This window comes from Psychrobacter sp. (genome assembly GCF_041554015.1).
Taxonomy (GTDB): domain Bacteria; phylum Pseudomonadota; class Gammaproteobacteria; order Pseudomonadales; family Moraxellaceae; genus Psychrobacter.
Window position 1 is genome coordinate 11909 of record NZ_JBFFMS010000032.1, and the last position, 21829, is coordinate 33737.

A 21829-nucleotide genomic window follows, 5' to 3' on the forward strand; every position below is an offset into this window, starting at 1 on the left:
TCAGATTATTCCATTATCAAAACGCGATTGTCACCTTTAACGCATAAACGCATGGTGTTGCAGACAGCATATTATAATCTCGCTAAACAACTTAAAACCGATACCATTAAGGATACTTTATGTCCGCTACGGCTCAGTCAAACGCCAACTTTATTACTCAGATTACTGACCTTGCTGATTGCGTTGGTCAAACGCCTTTGGTCAAATTGCAGCGCTTACCTGAGCAGGAGCAGATTGCCAATGGTGCGATAGTGCTTGCCAAGCTTGAAGGCAATAACCCTGCTGGCTCTGTCAAAGACCGTCCTGCCTTTAATATGATTTATCAAGCGGAGCTGCGCGGTGATATCAAGCCGGGTGATATGCTGATTGAGGCAACCAGTGGCAATACGGGTATTGCATTAGCGATGGTGGCGGCGATGCGCGGCTATCCGATTACCTTGTTTATGCCAAGTAACTCAACGCAGGAGCGTAAAGACGCCATGGCGGCTTACGGCGCAACCTTGATTGAGGTAGAAGAAGGGATAGAAGCTGCGCGCGATATGGCATTACAGATGCAAGCAGAAGGAAAAGGCATTGTCTTAGACCAGTTTAACAACCCTGATAATAAACAGGCGCACTATCTGACTACTGGTCCTGAGCTATGGGCGCAAACAAACGGTAAAATCACCCATTTTATCAGCTCTATGGGTACCACTGGTACCATCACGGGTGTGGCACAGTATTTAAAAGAACAAAACCCCGCCATCCAAATTATTGGGTTACAGCCTGATGAAGACGCAGCTATCGCTGGTATCCGCCGCTGGCCTGCCGCTTATATGCCAGGGATTTTTGATGCCGAATTGGTCGATGAGATTATGGATATCGATCAGCGCGTCGCTGAAGTTTATATGCGTAAGCTTGCCAAAACCGAAGGCATATTTGCGGGCGTCTCATCTGGCGCTGCGGCATGGGCCGCCACACAAGTTGCTAAGACCAATCCTAATGCCGTCATTGCCTTTATCGTCTGTGATCGCGGGGATCGTTATTTATCGACCGGATTATATAATATTGATGATAGCGTTGATAACGGGGCTGATGACAGCTTAGATAATGCAAATTAAGGTAAACTTTGTATAACACATTTACTATGTTTACTATGGCTTTATCAGCCCACAACTAGGTGGAGAATCTCATGTCACAAGCTTTTTCCTCTGACCCTATTTTGGTCTTTGATATCGAGACAGTAGCAGATGTCGAGGCTGCCCGCCGTATCTATCCGCAACTAGCCAAACTCAATGATGCTGATACCCTCAGTGCGTTGACTGCCATTCGCATACAAGAAGCTGGGCATGATTTTATGCGCCTGCCATTGCAGCGCATTGTCTGTATTTCTGCACTATATATCAAGGATGGCACATTTTCGTTATTTTCGCTTACTGCAGATAAATTTAGCGAAGAGCAGATACTTACCAAGTTTTTTCGCGCCTTTAATGATGTGGCCAAACTGCCTAAACTGATCAGTTGGAACGGCTCAGGCTTTGATATTCCTGTGCTTATTTATCGTGCCATGCAATATGATTTGGCAGCGCCTTGGTTGTTTGAAGAAAGCGAGCGTATCAAAAACATGCGTTTTGACAACTATGTCAATCGCTTCCATACCCGCCATACTGACCTGATGGACAGATTTAGCCAATACGGCGCCAGTCGCCGTGAGGCGATGGATGTCGTTGCCAGTCTATATGGCTTGCCCGGCAAGACAGATGTCGATGGCAGTATGGTCGGCGAGCTTGTCAGCAATAATGACTGGCAAACGCTGTTAATATATTGCGAGTCTGATGTGATGAATACTTGGCTGGTATATCTGCGCTGGCTACGCTTGACAGGTCAGCTGTCTTTACCAGACTTTGCCATTTGGCAGCAGCAAAGCCGTGAGTATTTGACCAAATTTACTCAAGTAGATGGCACGCCACGTCATCAGGCATTTTTAGATGACTGGCTTATCAACTAGCCATTTTAGCCGGTTGTTATATTGATAAGAGATACGGTTAAGCGGTGATTATAATTTTATAATCACCGCTTTTTTACTTTGTGAGCGCCTAATACCTTAGTCGCTTTATTAGTCGTTTTATATGTTAAAATTGCTATTATTTTTAACACCTTCATTTTATAGGCAGGTTTATGCAACCCACCGATTCAAAGACGCTTACCAACGCAGATACGACCGAACAGGCAAATGAGACGCAAACGATTACGATTCCGCCTAGTAAGAAAAAATCTAAGCCCTCATCAAAGACGCGTCGACGTCTAAAAGATGCTGAGCCACTGCCCTTTACTATCGATGGTTTGTCGCATGATGGGCGCGGCGTTGCAGTATACGGCAATGGCTTTGGTGAAACTGACGGTCATATCACAGACAAGCATGGCAAAAAAATCTTTGTCAGCTTTGCGCTGCCGGGTGAAAGCGCGTTGGTCAAGATTACCAATAGCCGTACCAGCTTTGAAGAAGGCGATGCCGTGAGCATCACGGCCAATCCAAATCCTGAGCGCGTGGTACCACCCTGCCCGCATTTTGGTGTTTGCGGTGGCTGCAATCTACAGCATTGGCAGCCAGATAGCCAAATTAACTTTAAGCAATCTGTCCTTGCTGAGATGCTGGTGCATCAAGCCAATGTCGCACCTGATAACTGGCTTGAGCCAGTAGTTGGTGATCGCCTTGGTTATCGTACCAAAGCGCGACTGGGTGTGCGTTATGTTGCCAAAAAAGAAACAGCCTTAGTTGGTTTTCGCGAGCGCTCAAGTAATTTCTTAGCCGAGTTAAATGAGTGTCATATCTTAGATCCGCGTATTGGCTTTGAGATTGAAAATTTAAAAACCCTGATCAGTACGTTAGAGAGCCGTGACAAAATTGCTCAGCTTGAATTGGCAATGGGCGAGCATTTACCAGAGCTACCTGATGGCGATCAGCCAGTCGCACTGATCGTACGTAATCTTGAACCGTTGTCAAATGGCGATATCGATAAGCTTAAGGTGTTTTTTGCGGCGCGTAATTGGCAGCTGTACCTACAGTCTAAGGGCGCTGACAGCATTCAGCGTATTGCTTTAACTGAAGCAGATGATTTGAGCGAGCAATTTGGACGCCTATATTATCAGTTGCCAGAGTATGATTTGACGTTTGAATTTATACCGACCGATTTTACCCAAGTCAATTTGTCGGTCAACCGTCAAATGACCAAGCTCGCCTGTGATTTGCTTGATTTAAAAGCTGGCGAACGCGTTCTAGACTTATTTAGCGGTTTGGGCAACTTTAGCTTACCACTTGCGCGTTTGGTTGGCGAAACTGGCGCAGTTGTTGGTGTCGAAGGCAGTGAAGCCATGACCGCACGCGCCGCTGACAATGCACGCCGTAATGGTATTACTAACACTGAATTTTATAGTCAAGATCTGACGCATGACTGCACGGATAAACCGTGGGCAAACCAAGGGTTTGACGCGCTGCTTATTGATCCACCGCGTTCTGGGGCGTGGGAGATTATGCAATATCTGCCTAAGTTTAACGCTGAGCGGATTGTCTATGTGTCTTGCAACCCTGCTACGCTTGCGCGTGATACCAAAGCATTGCTCGAACAAGGCTATCGTTTGACACATGCTGGCGTGATGGATATGTTTTGCCATACCGGTCATGTTGAGTCAATCGCGCGCTTTGAAAAAATAGCTGCCTAAACCGTATGTGGGATAAAGCATGACATTAAGCTATGATTTTTAGAGACGTTAGTCGCTATAAATCAACAATGGTAGCATTATTCGCACCTGTAGCTAACGCTATCATTACAGAGGCTTGCTTGATTTGTCATCGCAACATGCGATAATAATAGTCACTGTTTTTGTTGTTTATAAAATATAGTGAGTCTAAGCGCTCATAATTCTATGCAAGATCCCTATAATTGATGTTATAGCTGCTAAAAAATGGATTTTTTAGCGGCTGTATTGATTTATAACTGACCATTTATTGATAGCAAGCTCATGTCTAGCTCTAGCATTGTAGATGGCGTTATCATCAAATCAACATAGCTAAGAGGAGTGGGCAATGGTAAAAATTCGTGAAGGATTACCGCTGGTAGATGGACAAACCACGCAAGCCGACAGCGCAACTTTGGCAGCGCAGCTGGTTGCGAGTCAACGCTCGCATCAGTCTGCCAACAGCTATGCTCAAATCCCACTAGATATCAAGTATCAGCTTGCTACTCATAAGCTGCATACCACCTTTGATCGCTCTGTCAATTACGCTTATTACAGTCATGACCCAAATCTTGAAAACGACTACCTGAGGGATAAAATCCTTGATGAATCAGGGAAGTTCTCACAACAAGAGCTTGAGGCCATCGATTTAGATCAAATCAATATTGATGTGCCGACTTGGCTTGACAATGTTGCCAAGCGTATTGGGCAAGAGTCAGTCCCCAACCTTAGCGCTGCCTGTGAATTTATTCGTAAACATATGAATACCAGTGAGTCAGAGCGTTCAGGCGCTTATGTAACCGGTATTGGCATGACTGATATCTTAACCTATCTTTACCAAGATGAAGATGCACTCGTCGCCGCCATGCTCTACCGCAGTGCGCGCAAGTCAATCATTAGCCTCAGCGAAATCGACAAAAACTTTGGCGCCGATATCACAACCTTGGTCAAAGATACTTTGGCGATGGGACAGTTGTCTGAGATTATCGAAAATAATAAGCGCTTAGAAGATCATTTCGTTAACAATCAACGTGACCAGCTATCAAATATTTATAGCATGCTTATTTCGGTCACCAATGATGTACGCGTGGTACTGATTAAGCTTGCTGAACGTACTTTTGCCATGCGTGAGCTGACTTTTTCTGATGAAGACCGGCAGCATCGTGTGGCGCGTGAGGTCATGACTATTTATGCGCCATTGGCACATCGTTTGGGTATTGCCCAGCTTAAGTGGGAGCTTGAAGACTTAGCTTTTCGCTACCTTGCCCCTGATCGTTATAAAGAGATTGCAAAGCTACTATCAGAAAAGCGTAGTGAGCGTGAATCCTATATTCAGCGTGTGCAAGATAAGCTTAATAGGTCTTTGGCAGAAGCTGGTATTGAAGGCGAGGTATCAGGGCGCGTCAAGCACATTTATTCTATTTATCGAAAAATGAAACTCAAAGGTTTGTCTTTTGATCAGCTTTACGATATCCGCGCACTACGCATTTTGGTGAATTCCCCTTCAGACTGTTATCACGTACTGGGACTGGTACATGGTTTGTGGCGCTATATTCCTGAGCAATTTGATGATTATATTACCAACCCAAAGTCTAACGGTTATCGCTCACTCCATACCGCGGTTATCGCCGAAAACAAATCGCTTGAGGTACAGATACGTACTCAAGAGATGCATTTTGAAGCAGAGCTTGGTATGTGTGCCCATGTCAATTATAAAGAAGGGCTCAAAAATAAAAAGGACAATTACCTTAATCAAAGAATCAGTTCTCTACGTCAACTACTCTCTATCAACAATCAGCCGCGCGCCTCTTTATCAACCGCTGATGAGTTAGAAGAAGTTGAATATGATGACGAAGAACAATTGGTTGATTTTGACGAGCTTGAACGTATATATATTTTTAGTCGTGATGGTGATATCACTGAGCTACCAAAAGGCGCGACGGTGCTCGATTTTGCCTATTATGTTCATACGCAAGTCGGTAACCGTGCCCAAGCTGCGCGGGTCAATCAGCGTTATGTGCCGCTAACCTATCAGCTCAAAACCGGCGAGCAAGTTGAGATTATTACCAAGTCCTCACGAGAGCCCAATCGTGATTGGCTGGTGGCTTCACTGGGCTATATTCATACCAATCGTGCCCGCTCAAAGCTGCGTCAATGGTTTAATAAACAAGACCGCGATAAGAATATTGAAATTGGTCGTCAGATGCTCAGTAAAGAGCTTGAGCGCTTATCCGTACATCCCAATAGCATTGATTTAAACGACTATATTCAGCATTTTCATGTAAACAATACTGATGATATCGTGGTTGGTTTGGTGACGGGTGAAATTGGTCTTAATCAGCTGACCAGTCATATCTCTCGTCAGCTACACCTAGAACCCGAAAGCTCCGAAGAAGATTTTACCCCTATTATTGATAAAAAAGATTCAGGCAAGCTTGATGCTTATAAAATTCAAATAGATGGCCTAGATAATATCGAAGTTGGGTTAGCAGGGTGCTGTCACCCTGTGCATGGCGAACCTATTGCCGGTTATATTACTTTATCGCGTGGTGTTAGCGTGCACAATCGTGGTTGCCCTGAATATCTGCGTTTGATCGAGCGTGATCCTGAACGCGAAATTAAGGCCGCTTGGAAAATTAAATCAGGCCGCTATCAGCCCGTTGATATTCATGTAGAAGCTTATGATAGACGCGGGTTATTGCGCGATTTGACCCAAATCATTGATAAAGAAAACGTCAATATTCGCCAAGTTCAAACACTGAGCAATGACGATAATATTGCCTTTTTAAAGTTTCATATTGAAGTGTCGGGGCTGGCACATTTATCCAAGTTACTTGCCAAGCTTGAACAGCAGCATGGTATTTTGCACGCTCGCCGCGCTGTTGCCTGATTATACATTTAATACTTAATAGAGATATTATAAAACACCATGCCTGAGTTACCAGAAGTAGAAACGACAAAAGCCAGTCTGACGCCCTTATTAGGTCAAAAGGTCACCAGCGTAACAGTCTTTCAACCAAAGCTGCGTTGGTCGATGCCCGATAATTTAGAAGATTTGGTTGACTATACATTGGACAGCGTTGAGCGACGGGCAAAGTATTTAATTCTAAATTTTATACCGCTAGCGGCTGATGGCATTTCATCCTATCTTCAACCTAGTAATTTACAGCCAAGACAACTTCTGATTCATCTTGGTATGTCAGGTAGCTTGCAACAACATCATCATACTAGCGATAAGCGCAAACATGACCACTTGATTATGAGTTTTATCACGGCTGACGATACTCAAACTCAGCTACATTATTATGACCCCAGACGTTTCGGCTCTATCTTATGGCTTGAGGATTACGGGGACAAACTCTTAAACCATTTGGGACCTGAGCCCTTATCAGATGCGTTCACAGCAGACTATTTATATCATCTGATCCAACGTAGCGAACCATCCATTCAGAATCAGAGTAGTAAATCGCTTAAAAAGCAACCTATCAAACGGGCTATTAAGTCCGTCATTATGGAGCAGCAAGCGGTGGTCGGGGTTGGTAATATTTATGCCACTGAGAGCTTATATCTTTCAGGCATTCATCCTGCCACGCCTGCTAATCTTGTCTCACATGAACAAATAGCAACTTTGGTTTCCCATATAAAAACAATTTTACAAAAGGCGATCAAACTTGGTGGTTCAACATTACGTGACTTTACGGTTGCTGCTGGTCAAACCGGTTATTTCCAACAGACCTTGAATGTCTATGGCAGACAAGGTGAAACTTGTCTGCATTGTGATACTGTTTTGGAGAATATCAAGCTCAATGGCCGTGCCAGTGTGTACTGCCCTGTTTGTCAGCCTATAAATGCGTTTTAGATTTCACCTATTAATTTTTGTATATGTATACACATTGGTAGACCAGTCCATCTCTCTTTAATTATCTATTATTAAATAGAAGCGAATAATAAGCATATTCTGATAGGCTGCGCATTTTTGTTGCTTATTACTGCACATATTGCTTTAATAGTGTCTATACTTACATAAATAGTGTAAACCATTTATTTACCTGTAATATATATGCCATTTTTCGTTGCCGCGATATCTCTATTTATGTGGAGAGATAATAGCAGCTATCTATCATACTACTTATGAGTTTTAGGATATCATTATGACGGCTCAAGCTAACATCAAAAGCACTGCAAAGTATAAGCTATCAACTGTATTGATAAGTGCCAGCTTAGCTTTTGCAAGTATACAACCTACTTTGGCAGCGATAGAGATTGATGAAACAGATTTCGGTCCCTCTTATGAGACGATGGCTGTAGATACTGTTGTTGGCAAACCCTTACAATTAGTCGCTGCTGTAGCGGGAACCGCCGCTTATATTGTAAGCCTACCCTTTTCCCTCATCGGTGGTAATGCCGATCAAGCACAGCAAAAACTCTTCGTCGAACCATGGAATGCTATGAGTCGTTGTTTAGGCTGCACGGTTGCTGAAGACAACTATTATAAATCGCAGGTCGTGGATAATAATGTCGTCCGTATTGTGGTCGATCAGCCATCCGAGATCATCATCAATACCAATGATTATGTGGTTGTTAAACCATAAATATATATACTCAGATTGTTAAGATTGCTATAGTCCCTATAAAAAACGATTAAAAAAGGCTAACATAATGTTAGCCTTTTTTAATTACTCTTTATTCGACGGTCTCAATAAAAGCACTCTTACTTATTGAGATTACCAAGCTTAGCACTGATTTCACGTAGTAGCTGTACTTCTTCAGAAGGTTTAGCAACCTCTTCCACCACTTCATCTGCGCGGCGCAATCTATTGACCATTTTCACCATCATAAAAATAATAAATGCCAAAATTAAGAAATTAATCAATACGGTAATAAAACTGCCATAAGCCAAGACCGGAACGCCAGCTGCTTTGAGGGCATCGTAGGTTCGTGCCACCCCTTCTGGCGCATCGCCCAATATCAAAAACATATTCTTAAAGTTAATTTCGCCGCCAGCAATAAAAGCAACGATGGGCATGATCACATCCTCCACCAAAGACGTTGTGATCGTAGCGAATGCGCCACCGATGATCACACCGACCGCCAGATCCATCACATTACCCTTTAAAGCAAATTCTTTAAATTCAGATACCATACTCATGATTTATCTCCTCAAAAATCTTATTGATCATAAGATAACGTACAAATGATGAATCCAACTTAGGACTTTAAGAACAACCGTAACATTATTGGTTTTTTTAATAAGTGATATTCAACTATTGTCCTTTTATTCTCCAGAAAATGCAACACAAAAAAAAGCAGCATAAAATAATGGTTATACCACTATTCTATGCTGCTCATTAGATGTTTTTAATATAGAACCAAATAATGGATAACCACTATTTATCGTTCAATATTAAGCACCTTTTTTACTACGACCGTGACGCTTACGCTCACTTTCAGTCAAGTAGCGTTTACGAATACGTATCGCTTTTGGCGTTACTTCTACCAATTCATCATCTTGAATGAATTCAAGTGCTTGCTCAAGCGTAAACTTAACCGCTGGAGTCAACGTCAATGCTTCATCAGTACCACTCGCACGAACGTTGGTTAACTGTTTACCAGTCGTTGGGTTAACCGCCATATCATCATTACGTGAGTTAAGACCGATGATCATACCTTCGTAAACTTCAAGCTGTGGCTCAGCAAATAATTTACCGCGTTTTTGTAGGTTAAATAGAGCAAAACCTAAGCAAACACCTTTTGCCATAGAAACCAAGACGCCATTAGAGCGAGCACCAACCTCACCAACTTTCTGTGGACCATAATGTGAGAAGCTTGACGTCATGATACCGGTACCTGAAGTCAGGGTTAAGAACTCAGAGCGGAAACCGATCAGACCACGGGCAGGCATTGTCGCTTCGATACGCATACGACCTTTACCATCAAGCTCCATATTGGTCATCTCGCCTTTACGCAAGCCGACTTGTTCCATAATAGGGCCTTGATGCTCATCTTCGATATCAAAAACAACGTTTTCATACGGCTCTTGTAATTTACCATCTACTTCTTTGACGATAACTTCTGGGCCTGAAACGCCCATTTCAAAACCTTCACGGCGCATGTTTTCGATAAGTACAGACAGATGCAGCTCACCACGGCCTGATACTTTAAATTTATCAGGAGACTCAGTATCTTCTACGCGTAGGGCAACGTTATGAATCAACTCACGCTCAAGACGCTCACGAATATTACGTGAGGTCACAAACTTACCTTCACGGCCAGCAAACGGTGAGTTATTTACCTGAAAGTTCATTGAAACAGTAGGTTCATCAACCGTCAATGCTGGCAAGGCTTCAACAGCGCTTGGATCACAAATCGTATCTGAGATATTAAGCGCATCAATACCAGTAATACAAACGATGTCACCAGCTTGGGCATCTTCAACATCAATACGATCAAGACCATGATAGCCCATGATTTTCAAAATACGGCCATTACGAGTATTGCCATTTTTATCAATGATAGTTACTTGTGTATTGGTTTTTACTTTACCGCGCTGGATACGACCGATACCGATAACACCAACGAAGCTGTTGTAATCAAGGCTTGAGATTTGCATACGGAACGGCGCATCAGCATCCACTTGAGGAGGCTGAACCACATCGACAATCGTTTTGAAAAGTGGCGTCATATCATCAGCTAAGTTATCAGCTTCTAGACCCGCAATACCATTTAATGCTGACGCATAAACGACTGGGAAATCTAACTGCTCATCAGTCGCCCCAAGATTATCAAACAAATCAAAGATTTGATCCATAACCCAATCAGGACGTGAGCCCGGACGGTCGATTTTGTTGATAACAACGATAGGCTTTAGACCTTGCTCGAACGCTTTTTGAGTCACGAAACGGGTCTGAGGCATTGGACCGTCAACAGCATCAACGACTAGTAGTACGCAGTCAACCATAGACATAACACGTTCAACTTCACCGCCAAAATCGGCGTGACCAGGGGTGTCTACGATGTTGATACGGTATTCAGTACCATCAGTGTTGTCTGTCCAACGAATGGCAGTATTTTTCGCCAAAATAGTAATACCACGTTCTTGCTCAATATCACCTGAATCCATTGCACGCTCAGCAATGTTTGCACGGTCGCCAAAAGTACCAGACTGATGTAATAGCTTATCAACCAAAGTTGTTTTACCGTGATCAACGTGGGCAATAATTGCAATGTTACGCAGGTGTTTGATATCGTTCGCCATATAAAATGCTCGTTTCGTCTTAAAAAATGCAGTAGCAGGAAGCACCGCTGGATAAACTTTTGTTATTAACCAGATAAGTAGGATTACCCTATATTAAATGACCGTACAATGAGTAAAGCTAGATAACTAATAGAGGTAAAACAAAGACTTATGGTGATAAATCCATCGTACAGATAGCTATGCTGATGTACACTTTGTCAATCTACAAAGTGTTTGGGTCGTTAGTATAACATTATTGAGTCATAAATTTATGTAATAACTTGCTTTTCTCGATACATAAATAAAAAAAGCCACCCATTGGGTGGCTTTTTTTGTAACTAATTAGTTTATGACATAATTAGTAGCTATTACTTACTGAACAACCATATCTTTAGTTTGTTCGACAGTCATTGTTTTGTCACCAGTGATGATGGCATAAACACGACGGTTCATAGCACGACCTTCTTCAGTGTTGTTGTCAGCGATAGGTTGGTCATAACCATAACCAACAGTTGATAGACGGTTTGGAGCAATACCAAATTCGTTAGTCAACATAGACTTCACAGCAACCGCACGAGCTTCAGATAGACGTTGGTTATAACGTGCTGAAGGACCGGTTTTAGAAGCATGACCTTCTACGCGTGCTGTAGAGTTAGGATACTCGCGCATCTTCTCTGCTACTTTAGCGATTTCTGGTTTGTATTGGTTTTTGATAGCTGATTTGTCGTTATCAAAGAATACACGTAGCTCCATTTTTAGCTCATCAGTAATATCTACTGGTACTGGGCAACCGCGCTCATCTACCACCACGTTCATTGGAGTGCCTGGGCATGCATCGATGCTATCAGGTACGCCATCACCATCAGAATCAAGATCAGATTCAACAACAACGATTGGTGGTGTTACTACGTTAGGCTCTACCATAGGTGGAACTGCTACTGCTGGCGCTAAGTGACCACCTAGTACGACTTCTAGACCGGCTAAAGCCATGCCTTCCCACCAGTTTTCATCAAAGTTATGAATCGCACGAGCTTCACCACGTAGGCTTAAAGCATCGTTAATACGATACATAGCACCTAAACCTAGGTTACCGATAGTATCTTTAGAACCAGTTACAAAAGCACCTGATGCATCTTCAACTTCAATCTTAGAACGACCAGCACCGACCAATACATATGGCTTTAATGCGTTATCAGTATAACCAGTAAATTCTTCAGTACCGATCAAGAAGTTACCAGAAATCATTTCTTGTTCAGCATCGTTAGTTACAGTACCGGCACGGTTTACAGCATCAGTATTTGATACACCATACTCAACTTGGAACTGAGTAGAAGGAGTCAATTCAACACCTAGTGCTGCACCAGTATAGAGACCATTTTCTTTATAAAAGCTATCACCAGTAGATGTACCCATAGTTGAAAGCTGCTCTTCATCAGCACCTTCGCTATAGTGATAACCAAGCAATAATGGGCTGATAGTTACGCCAGCGTTAGCTGCTAGTGGGGCTGCTGTGATGGCAAACAAAGCCAAAGCGATTTTATTTAATTTCATGAAACTTCCTCCAAAGGATAATTTTAGTAGTGCATTAAGCAAAACTCTTGCTCAAAAACTAACATCACTTACGAACTTAAAATTACAAAGCAAAACCAATTAAGACGTAGCTTAGCGATTATCAATTCAGTTTACAACTTTTTTCGTAAACCAGCTACACATTATTACACGATAATGTCATAACTAAAACACATTAGCCCGCTTAACTTACTGACAGCTAACACACTTTACACTCTTTATCTTTTGCATGTTAGGTCGCAATAGATGATGAAACGATTCTTACCTATTGTTGCAACTTATTTTAATACAAGTAGTTAATTTTCTCTATTGATAAAAGCCTCTATTCACGAATTGAAACATTCTTTGACAGTGGACATATATTTAGTTTATATTTATGACAATAGAAGCAAACAATATTTCACTTATTCCATTTATCAGCTTTCTATCTCATCTTCTATATTATTAATGCAACTTTTAGAAAAAAAAGCTCACACCAGTCATAAATTGAAGAACACAGGGCACATTTAAAATCATTTCAGCTATCCCTTTCATATAGGTAGCAGTCCATTATGGCCATATTCCATATAGCAATTATAATATGCTCAAAAGATTTTAGGGGTCATGATGAGTATGGATTTAATCTAGTAGAGTTAATCATAACCATTGCTATCTTAGCGATAATAATAATGATAGCCACACCCCATATTTTGACTCAACTGGCAAGTATGGAAGCTAGGCGTATTGCCAGCCAAATAGATACCAGCTTAACGTTGGCAAAAGCTGAGAGCCTTATTAGAAGACAAGACATACTGGTTTGCTTATCTAATGGTGGTGGTCTTTGCCATAGAGACAGCTTCAAAAAATTATTACTATTCTCAGATAAAAATAATAATAACAATTTTGATGCTGGTACTGATGATTTATTAGAAGAGCAAGCGCTAAACCTCAAATACAGTACCGTATATCTACGTGTTGGCAACAATCGTCATTACACCAAGTTTTGGGGTGATAGCGGTAGTCCACGTGGTCATTTCGGGCATATCAAATACTGTCCGACTTCAACTTACAATCATACCATGTATCAAATCTCTTTTAATCAGACAGGTGGTATTACCTATAAACCTAATGAAAGCTATCCGACCGGATGCGGCACTTAATAAAATAGCAGTATATATTAAGCATTAACTGTCGTCGCTATTGATGCATCGCTGCTTTCATCATCATAACCGCCTGCTCCATCCCCACAAATAGTGCATCCGCTATCAAAGCATGACCAATATTTAACTCATATATACCTTCAATTTGGGCAATCGCATTCACATTGTCACGTGTCAGACCGTGACCTGCATTGACCAACATTTTGCTGTCCATTCGTTTGGCGGTAGTTACGGCATTTTTAATACGTTTAAGCTCTACATCTGCTTTATCTGTATTACCTGCCAATCCTGCCTCAGCATAAGAACCTGTATGTAGTTCAATCGCATCAGCGCCGCAATTAACTGCCGCTGCAATTTGTGTATCTTCTGGATCAATAAAGAGGGAGACTTTGATACCTGCTGCTTGTAACTGACTGACATAGTCCGTCAATGAAGCTAGCTGCCCTGCCACATCAAGACCGCCCTCTGTGGTCAGTTCAGCACGTTTTTCTGGCACTAAACATACCCAATATGGTTTGACTTGGCGAGCTATCTCTAGCATCTCAGTCGTTGCTGCCATCTCTAAATTCATTCTCGTGGTCAGCTGCTTGGCAATCTCATGCACATCAGCATCTTGGATATGACGGCGATCTTCACGCAAATGAATGGTGATACCATCCGCACCTGCTTTTTCACATAAGAGTGCTGCATCAAGTGGGCTTGGATAGCTGACACCGCGTGCTTGACGTAAAGTTGCCACATGGTCAACATTGACACCTAAGAGGGGTTTTTTTGAAGTATTTTGTGGATTTTGCTCTACTGTAGTAGACAAAATCTGCGCTTTATTCGTCATAAAAAATCCTTTTATTAATAGTTAGATCATTTACTAAAAATAGCTTATTGATGATAAGTAATTGTGAACATATTCTATTGTTAAGTATGCTTTATAGTTGATAACGCTGTTGCTGCTGCCAAAGCAGGCGACTTTGCAGCGGTTGATAATCAAGCATATGATCAATCAATTGCCGATGTAAACGCGACCACAGAGTCAGCGTACTGCCAGACAACCCCTGCTCAACCATCATCAAAATATCATTGCCATTAAAAACCGCGTGCCCAATCATACTGTCGCTATATTCTGTATGCAAAATTGGCACTAAACCGACATCAGGTAAGAATCGGTAAGTCTGTGCAGCAGCAATAGGATGTCCAAGGCTATCTTGATCTAATGTCAGTGAAAATCCCAACTCATTAAAAAGATCACTCTCAAACTGGCGCAAACACAAGCGTAGCTCGTCAGCGCTTAGAGGTTGTTTGAGCTTATATAGGCTATCTTGATAATGCTGCCATAATATGGGCAGAGGATCTTCAGTAGGTAGTAGCCGCCATAATATCTCGTTTAGATACAAGGCTGCATATTGATGCTGACCTGTGATACTTTCTTGGTGCTGCGTATCTGCAGTTGCTACATTATCACCTTGAACTGCTTGGGTGCGGGCTGAGCCAAAAGGGGAGATATTGATTTGGCTAAAAGTTTTGAGTTCACGCTTACCAGTCGCAAAGAGTTGCAGAGGTATAAATAGTGGCGCGCCTTTTTTGCCAATACCATGTATCACCCCATGCTGCTGAGAAAATAAATAATATAAGGCGCGCTTTTCTTGATAAGGGCGCTGGTGTAATAAATAACCGACTAACGCTTCATTACGCATGGATTATTACCTCAGCTATGAGTCACTCAACATAAAAGAGAGTGGCTATTAATAGTGCTAATAGCCCAAACTGGTCAAAGCTCGTTCGTCATCGGACCAACCACGCTTTACTTTCACCCACAGCGTTAACATGATTTTTTTATCAAACAGCTGCTCCATATCTTTACGCGCATCCATACCGACTTGTTTGATACGTTGCCCTTTGTCGCCAATCACAATCGCTTTTTGACCGCTACGCTCAACATAGATAGTGGCATCAATAAAGGTACAAGCTTTACGTGGGCGACCTGTTTTAGGATCAATATGAGCCGCTTCGTCTTTAAAACCGTCAATTTGGACGGTCAGATCATACGGTACTTCATCACCGGCACTGCGCATGATTTTTTCACGAATGATTTCACTGGCTAAAAAACGCTCCGAGCGATCGGTGATTTGTTCTGTATCATAAATTGGCGCTGCAACTGGCAAGTGTGAGGCTATCACTTCTTGCAAACGATCTAAATTTTGGTTCTTTAGTGCCGAAACAGGAACGATATCAGCAAAATCAAAACTGTCGTTAAAGGTTTCCATCAACGGTAAAACGCTGCCTTTGTCTTTTAAAGTATCGGCTTTGTTAATCACTAACACCACATTTAGATCAGTATCACCAAGCTTTTGTAGAACCAGTAGATCATCTTCACGCCATTGGTCAGAATCAACGACAAACAAGACCAAGTCGACATCTACCAATGCAGAGACAGCTGCTTTATTCATACGCTCATTGATCGCACGTACTTCGTTGCGATGAATACCTGGGGTATCAACAAATACTGCCTGCATCTCATCATTAGATAAGATACCGTGGATACGATGGCGAGTCGTTTGTGGTTTACGCGAAGTGATAGAAAGCTTTTGACCCAATAAATGGTTCATCAAGGTTGATTTACCAACATTTGGACGACCAACAATGGCAACATAGCCAGTTTTGAAGCCTTCAGCAGCAAGTGCTCCATTACTTGGCGAAAAGAAATCTTCAATTGCTGAATCATTATCTGCGCTATGGTCGTCTATTTCGCTGATTTCTACTTCATTCACGTTTACGCTATTGTTTGCACTTGTATTAAGGTCAGTGTTTTCGATCATATTTGTGGCATTATCTTCATTATTTAATGGCAAGTCAGGGTGATTGCTCATGGGGTAATCCTGTGGAGGTTGTCATCAGTCAAACTGCTGTCTGCGCATAGGGCATCAACAGCAGCACTGTTATCAAATTAAGAATATCTGATGTTGCAATACTAATTCATTGAAGAATAAGCATGTTTAAATGATAGAGATGATAATTTTGTCGGCATCATTATCAAATGAGTACTATATAAATAGGGCGATAATATAAAGGCCATTAGTTGCGTTTTTTGGGCACACCTGGCAGCTTATGAAGCTGGTTAATCATCAATTCTGCCGCTTTTTGCTCAGCGATACGGCGGCTTTCGCCAGATTCAATGATATCAGCACAGTTAACAATATTTACCTGACAGCGTACCACAAATATCTGATGCGGGGCATTACCGCGTGTTTCCATCAGCTCATAATGGGGTAAGTCAAACTGCTTTGACTGCAACCATTCTTGTAAGCGGCTTTTGGCATCTTTTAGCGCTTTTTGGTCATTAACATTATCAATCAAATCACCATACCAAGACAGCACACATTCTCGCGTGATATTCATATCTTGACTGTCTAAATAAATAGCACCAATTAAAGACTCGACGGCATCAGCCAATATAGACGCGCGATTGCGACCACCGCCTTTACGTTCACCAACCCCCAGTATAAGCTGGTTAGATAATTCTAGATTTTGAGCGATAATAACTAAAGACTCCTGGCGTACTAGCGTCGCTCGCATACGGGTCAGACGCCCTTCATTTTGGGCTGGATAGCGATGATATAGCGCTTCACCGACTATCATACCTAATAACGCATCACCCAAAAACTCTAAGCGTTCGTAGTTCTTTTTACTATCAAACGATCGATGCGTGAGTGCCAGCTTTGCTAGGCTTAAATCATTAAACACATAACCCAACTTGCGCGTTAATACGGCTAAACGTTGCATAAATTCTGAGCTAATAATAAGCGTGTCATCAGACAGGCTGTTTTTTGGTGGATTAGGTACCGCCTGAGGATACTGCGAAGTTGGTTTCATGCGTGGCTTATGATTATCCCTTTTGTTGTACTATTTAAGGTCATCAAATAGTAATGTTCAAAAATGTTAAATACAAAAAACCAGCTCATAAAGAACTGCTTTCTAAAGTATCATCTTATATTGTTACTGCTGAGTTTTTAAAGCATGGAATTATTCTGCTATGGTAGGATCGATATCGCCTTCAAAGCGATTCACAATATCAATATTACCAAATAGCGTATTGGTTTTTTCATATTTTTTATAGATAGCCAACTGACCTGTTTTTTTATCTTTAAAAGTAAATACATCTTCAGCTTGGGTATCATAGTCAGCATTAATGGACAGCTGCTTATTAACACGCTCAACGAACTGCTTGGCAGTCTCTTTATTGTTGTTGGACTCTTGAAGCTGCGCACTCAGTGTCTTTGTCAATTGATAATCACCAATTTGTGCGGGCACAATGGCAACAATCAGTTTCACAGCAATACCTAAGGCGATGATAATAAAAACGACACTAGTGACACTAGCACCGCGCTGTGTAGATAAGCCAGACAATTGTTGCACCATAATGCCTCTCAATGGAAAATAGCCATAGTTGTAATATATCTGGCTTAAAAAACTCGATATTTTAGTCTCAGGACGTTCAATACCTATTGAGAAGCCAGAGATTATTGCCTTAAATCACTTTAATATTAGCACAAAACTTTTGTCGGTAAACATACCCATCGAGCACTGATATTATCAATCAATAGCGCCATTACGTGTAAAGGTTGGCAGCTTCAAACCTGGCGGCTTATGCATCCAAATATAAACAGCTTTACCGGCTAAATTATCATCAGGTACAAAGCCCCAAAACCGTCCGTCTGCGCTGCGATCTCGGTTGTCACCCATGACAAAGTATTGCCCTTCTGGTACTTTGATACGCCACTCATTACCTTCTGAGCTCACCACTTCTGGCGACTGTTGCTGTAAAAATGGCGCATACTGCGAGCTATTCATACCATTTAAATAGCGCACAACATATTCATGGCTACCTTGCTTTTCTTTGAAATATTTTGCTTCGCCCTCTTCTTGCTGACCCATCGCAGCAGCGTTCTCTTCGGTCAGCATTTGACCCGGAGCAACTTGTCCTGCTGCATATAACTGTGAGGTCAGCTCGGCGTTGGCCTCAAAATCAATAGCTTGAGTCGCAACAGGCACGTCATTGATCGCAAGCGTGCCTTGATTATAACTTACCGTATCACCCGGCAGACCAATAACGCGCTTGATATAATAAATGCTTGGGTTCTCTGGATAACGAAAGACAGCAACGTCGCCATGTTCGGGGGCGCCAGTATCGATTACTTTATTATAAGTCAATGGCAAACGCACACCATAAGCGTACTTATTCACCGCAATAAAGTCGCCTGTATATAAGGTCGGCACCATGGAAGAGGATGGAATATTAAAGGGCTCAATTAAAAACGAGCGCACAATTAACACCACCGCCAGCACAGGAAAAAAGTCATAAGCCCAGCGTACCAGTATACTCTCTTTACCGCGACCCCGTGTCTTACGTTGTTTTAGTGTCAGCTTATCTAATAGCCAAATAATACCCAAACCTATGGTTAATGGTACCAAGATTAAATTAAAATCAAAATCCATACTCAATTGCCTATTAACGAGCGACTTATCTGGCTATATATATTATCAACTTCGCCATTAATTACACCAATAACATCATTAATGACCAGTTAATGGCTCATAACTTACTCAACTTGCAATACTGCTAAGAAGGCTTCTTGTGGAATCTCCACATTACCGACTTGCTTCATACGTTTTTTGCCTGCTTTTTGCTTAGACAAAAGCTTTTTCTTACGTGAAACGTCACCACCATAACACTTGGCTAGTACGTCTTTACGCATGGCTTTCACGGTACTACGGCCGATAATTTGACTGCCAATTGCTGCCTGAATAGCAACATCAAACATCTGACGCGGAATCAACTCTTTCATCTTCGTAACTAAGGCGTTACCACGGTAGCGTGACTGGGTTTCATGAACAATCATAGCCAGCGCATCAACTTTTTCACCATTGATTAATACATCTACTTTAACCAACTTATCGATTTGATAACGTTCAAAATTATAGTCAAGTGAGGCAAAACCGCGCGACACTGATTTTAGACGGTCAAAGAAGTCCATAACCACCTCTCCCATCGGAATATCAAAGATCAGCTGTACTTGACGACCCATAAAACGCATATCTACCTGTACGCCGCGGCGCTCGATACAAAGTGTCATGACGTTACCCAAGTAATCTTGCGGTACTAAAATCTGACAGCGCGCAATGGGCTCACGGAACTCTTCAATATTATTCGGTTCAGGGAGTCTTGATGGATTATCAACATACATGATATCGCCATTTTTCTTGACGATCTCGTAGATAACGGATGGCGCAGTGGTAATCAGATCCAAGTCATATTCGCGCTCTAAGCGCTCTTGGATAATCTCCATATGCAGCATACCGAGAAAGCCACAACGGAAACCAAAGCCTAGTGCATCTGAGGTATCAGGCTCAAAGAACAATGATGCATCATTGATTTGTAGCTTTTGTAGCGCTTCACGGAATTTTTCAAAATCAGTAGAATCAACAGGGAACATACCGGCATAAACTTGCGGCGTAATCTGCTTAAAGCCAGGAATACGCTCAACATCAGGCGTACTGGCATGAGTGATGGTATCACCAACTGGCGCACCAGCGATATCCTTGATACCGGCAATAATAAAGCCTACTTCACCGGCTTCTAAAACACCCGTATCTACAGGCTTTGGCGTAAAGACACCAATAGATCCGACCAAATGCGCATCTTTGGTAGATTTGATATAAAGTTTATCACCTTTTTTTATCGTACCTTGGCGCACGCGTACTAATGAGACAACGCCCAAGTAATTATCAAACCATGAGTCGATAATTAACGCTTGTAGCGGCGCATCACGATCACCTGTCGGTGCAGGGATAAATTCAACCAATGCTTCGAGTAATTTATCAACGCCCAGACCAGACTTAGCTGAGACGCGCGGCGCATCAACCGCATCAATGCCAATGATGTCTTCAATCTCTTGAATCACGCGCTCAGGCTCAACTTGTGGCAAGTCAATTTTATTTAACACCGCCATAACCTCAAGACCTTGGTCGACAGCGGTATAACAGTTAGCAACTGACTGTGCTTCAACGCCTTGCGCCGCATCAACGACCAATAGCGCACCTTCGCAAGCGGCTAATGAACGTGAGACTTCATAAGAAAAATCGACGTGACCGGGGGTATCGATAAAGTTAAGCTGATAACGCTCGCCATTAGGGTGATCATAATACAGCGTCACCGACTGCGCTTTAATCGTGATACCGCGCTCACGCTCAATATCCATCGAATCAAGGACTTGCGCCTGCATCTCACGATCTTGCAGCGCGCCACACATTTGAATAAAACGATCGGCAAGGGTCGATTTGCCATGATCAATGTGGGCAATAATAGAAAAGTTACGAATATTGGCTAATGCAGTCACAAAGCGCCTACTAAATAAGAGGAATGGGATAGTTATGTTTTAACCACAGCTATTAAAAAAGAGGTCAAAAAGCAGCAATCTATAATGCCAAGCGCAAAACAGCGACAATACTCGCCATAACGCGCCGACATCTACAGGTATTCTAGCAGTTTTCAGCTATAAAGTAAGGCGATTTTGTCACCTATCCTCTGCGTATGTGGTTGTTCCTCTTCTTAAGAGAGGGACAACCTCGTCACAAGGTAATATTTATAGCAATCAAAATATAACAGGCAAAAAAAAACCAATCACGAATGATTGGTTTTTTAAAATATGGTGGCGATGAAGAGACTTGAACTCTTGACCTCACGATTATGAGTCATGCGCTCTAACCAGCTGAGCTACATCGCCATTTTAGGCTCGGTATTATGCCGATATGAGTGACTTGCGTCAACCCCTAATTGGCTTTTTTTGCAAAAATATTGAATTAACTTCAAAATAAATGCAAGGTTAAAACCCCAAGCGGTACTGCACTGTACTTTTAGAAAAGTACTAAAAAAGGTTGGTAAACCGATAAGCCGGGTTCTGTCGTGGACAATCATTCCTCTAGGCGTACAATCGCTCGTACGCTCAAGCAACCTACCCGCATCGAACGCGGGCCGCGCCATGCCGATGCCTATTTGGTCTTGCTACGCGTGGAGTTTACCATGCCGTGAGATGTTGCCATCCACGCGGTGCGCTCTTACCGCACCCTTTCACCCTTACCGATGATATCTAGGATACCAAAGGCGGTCTACTCTCTGCTGCAC

The 21829-nt window shown here is 42.3% G+C and carries 17 protein-coding genes, 1 tRNA gene and 1 other RNA gene; 7 read left to right on the top strand and 12 right to left on the bottom strand.

Annotated elements, in window-relative coordinates; genetic code table 11:
• Nucleotides 1–119: 119 nt before the first annotated feature.
• The 6 genes from cysM (at nt 120) to ABYU67_RS08990 (ending at nt 8306) form a co-directional block, all read left to right on the top strand.
• Nucleotides 120–1100, top strand: a complete 981-nt coding sequence (gene cysM / locus ABYU67_RS08965; protein ID WP_372844661.1) for a cysteine synthase CysM — start codon at nt 120–122, stop codon at nt 1098–1100.
• Nucleotides 1101–1171: 71 nt separating this feature from the next.
• A complete protein-coding gene (locus tag ABYU67_RS08970; protein ID WP_372844662.1) occupies nt 1172–1987 on the top strand; it encodes a 3'-5' exonuclease in 816 nt (271 codons plus the stop codon).
• A gap of 170 nt (nt 1988–2157) precedes the next feature.
• A complete protein-coding gene (rlmD, locus tag ABYU67_RS08975; protein WP_372844663.1) occupies nt 2158–3699 on the top strand; it encodes a 23S rRNA (uracil(1939)-C(5))-methyltransferase RlmD in 1542 nt (513 codons plus the stop codon).
• Nucleotides 3700–4063: 364 nt separating this feature from the next.
• Entirely contained in the window at nt 4064–6604 is a 2541-nt protein-coding gene (locus ABYU67_RS08980) for a bifunctional (p)ppGpp synthetase/guanosine-3',5'-bis(diphosphate) 3'-pyrophosphohydrolase (RefSeq protein WP_372844664.1), read from the top strand.
• 39 nt (nt 6605–6643) lie between these two features.
• A complete protein-coding gene (gene mutM, locus ABYU67_RS08985; protein WP_372844665.1) occupies nt 6644–7573 on the top strand; it encodes a bifunctional DNA-formamidopyrimidine glycosylase/DNA-(apurinic or apyrimidinic site) lyase in 930 nt (309 codons plus the stop codon).
• 292 nt (nt 7574–7865) lie between these two features.
• Nucleotides 7866–8306, top strand: a complete 441-nt coding sequence (locus tag ABYU67_RS08990; RefSeq protein WP_372844666.1) for a hypothetical protein — start codon at nt 7866–7868, stop codon at nt 8304–8306.
• 119 nt (nt 8307–8425) lie between these two features.
• Here ABYU67_RS08990 and mscL read toward each other — a convergent pair whose 3' ends face one another.
• The 3 genes from mscL to ABYU67_RS09005 form a co-directional block, all read right to left on the bottom strand.
• Complete coding sequence (mscL, locus tag ABYU67_RS08995) at nt 8426–8863, bottom strand: large conductance mechanosensitive channel protein MscL (protein WP_372844667.1); 438 nt, start codon at nt 8861–8863, stop codon at nt 8426–8428.
• A gap of 255 nt (nt 8864–9118) precedes the next feature.
• Nucleotides 9119–10969 (bottom strand): translational GTPase TypA, encoded by a 1851-nt coding sequence (typA, locus tag ABYU67_RS09000; protein WP_372844668.1) that lies wholly within the window; start codon nt 10967–10969, stop codon nt 9119–9121.
• Between the two features lie 351 nt (nt 10970–11320).
• Complete coding sequence (locus tag ABYU67_RS09005; protein WP_372844669.1) at nt 11321–12499, bottom strand: OmpA family protein; 1179 nt, start codon at nt 12497–12499, stop codon at nt 11321–11323.
• A gap of 569 nt (nt 12500–13068) precedes the next feature.
• Between ABYU67_RS09005 and ABYU67_RS09010 the strand changes: the two genes are divergently transcribed.
• Nucleotides 13069–13656, top strand: coding sequence for a GspH/FimT family protein (locus ABYU67_RS09010; protein ID WP_372844670.1), 588 nt, complete (start codon nt 13069–13071; stop codon nt 13654–13656).
• 37 nt (nt 13657–13693) lie between these two features.
• Here the strand turns inward: ABYU67_RS09010 and ABYU67_RS09015 are convergent, their stop codons facing one another.
• The 9 genes from ABYU67_RS09015 to rnpB all read right to left on the bottom strand — a co-directional run.
• Complete coding sequence (locus ABYU67_RS09015) at nt 13694–14488, bottom strand: pyridoxine 5'-phosphate synthase (RefSeq protein ID WP_372844671.1); 795 nt, start codon at nt 14486–14488, stop codon at nt 13694–13696.
• A gap of 91 nt (nt 14489–14579) precedes the next feature.
• Nucleotides 14580–15344 (bottom strand): DNA repair protein RecO, encoded by a 765-nt coding sequence (locus ABYU67_RS09020; RefSeq protein ID WP_372844672.1) that lies wholly within the window; start codon nt 15342–15344, stop codon nt 14580–14582.
• 57 nt (nt 15345–15401) lie between these two features.
• Nucleotides 15402–16466: a GTPase Era gene (gene era, locus ABYU67_RS09025; protein WP_372844677.1), complete on the bottom strand. Its 1065-nt coding sequence runs from the start codon at nt 16464–16466 to the stop codon at nt 15402–15404.
• 256 nt (nt 16467–16722) lie between these two features.
• A complete protein-coding gene (rnc, locus tag ABYU67_RS09030; RefSeq protein WP_372844673.1) occupies nt 16723–17520 on the bottom strand; it encodes a ribonuclease III in 798 nt (265 codons plus the stop codon).
• 150 nt (nt 17521–17670) lie between these two features.
• Nucleotides 17671–18066, bottom strand: a complete 396-nt coding sequence (locus tag ABYU67_RS09035) for a DUF4845 domain-containing protein (protein WP_372844674.1) — start codon at nt 18064–18066, stop codon at nt 17671–17673.
• 174 nt (nt 18067–18240) lie between these two features.
• Nucleotides 18241–19143 (bottom strand): signal peptidase I, encoded by a 903-nt coding sequence (lepB, locus tag ABYU67_RS09040; RefSeq protein WP_372844675.1) that lies wholly within the window; start codon nt 19141–19143, stop codon nt 18241–18243.
• A gap of 104 nt (nt 19144–19247) precedes the next feature.
• A complete protein-coding gene (gene lepA, locus ABYU67_RS09045; protein ID WP_372844676.1) occupies nt 19248–21044 on the bottom strand; it encodes a translation elongation factor 4 in 1797 nt (598 codons plus the stop codon).
• Nucleotides 21045–21354: 310 nt separating this feature from the next.
• Nucleotides 21355–21431 (bottom strand) — tRNA-Met (locus ABYU67_RS09050).
• 147 nt (nt 21432–21578) lie between these two features.
• An RNA gene (gene rnpB / locus ABYU67_RS09055) (RNase P RNA component class A) lies at nt 21579–21829 on the bottom strand; the annotation flags it as partial.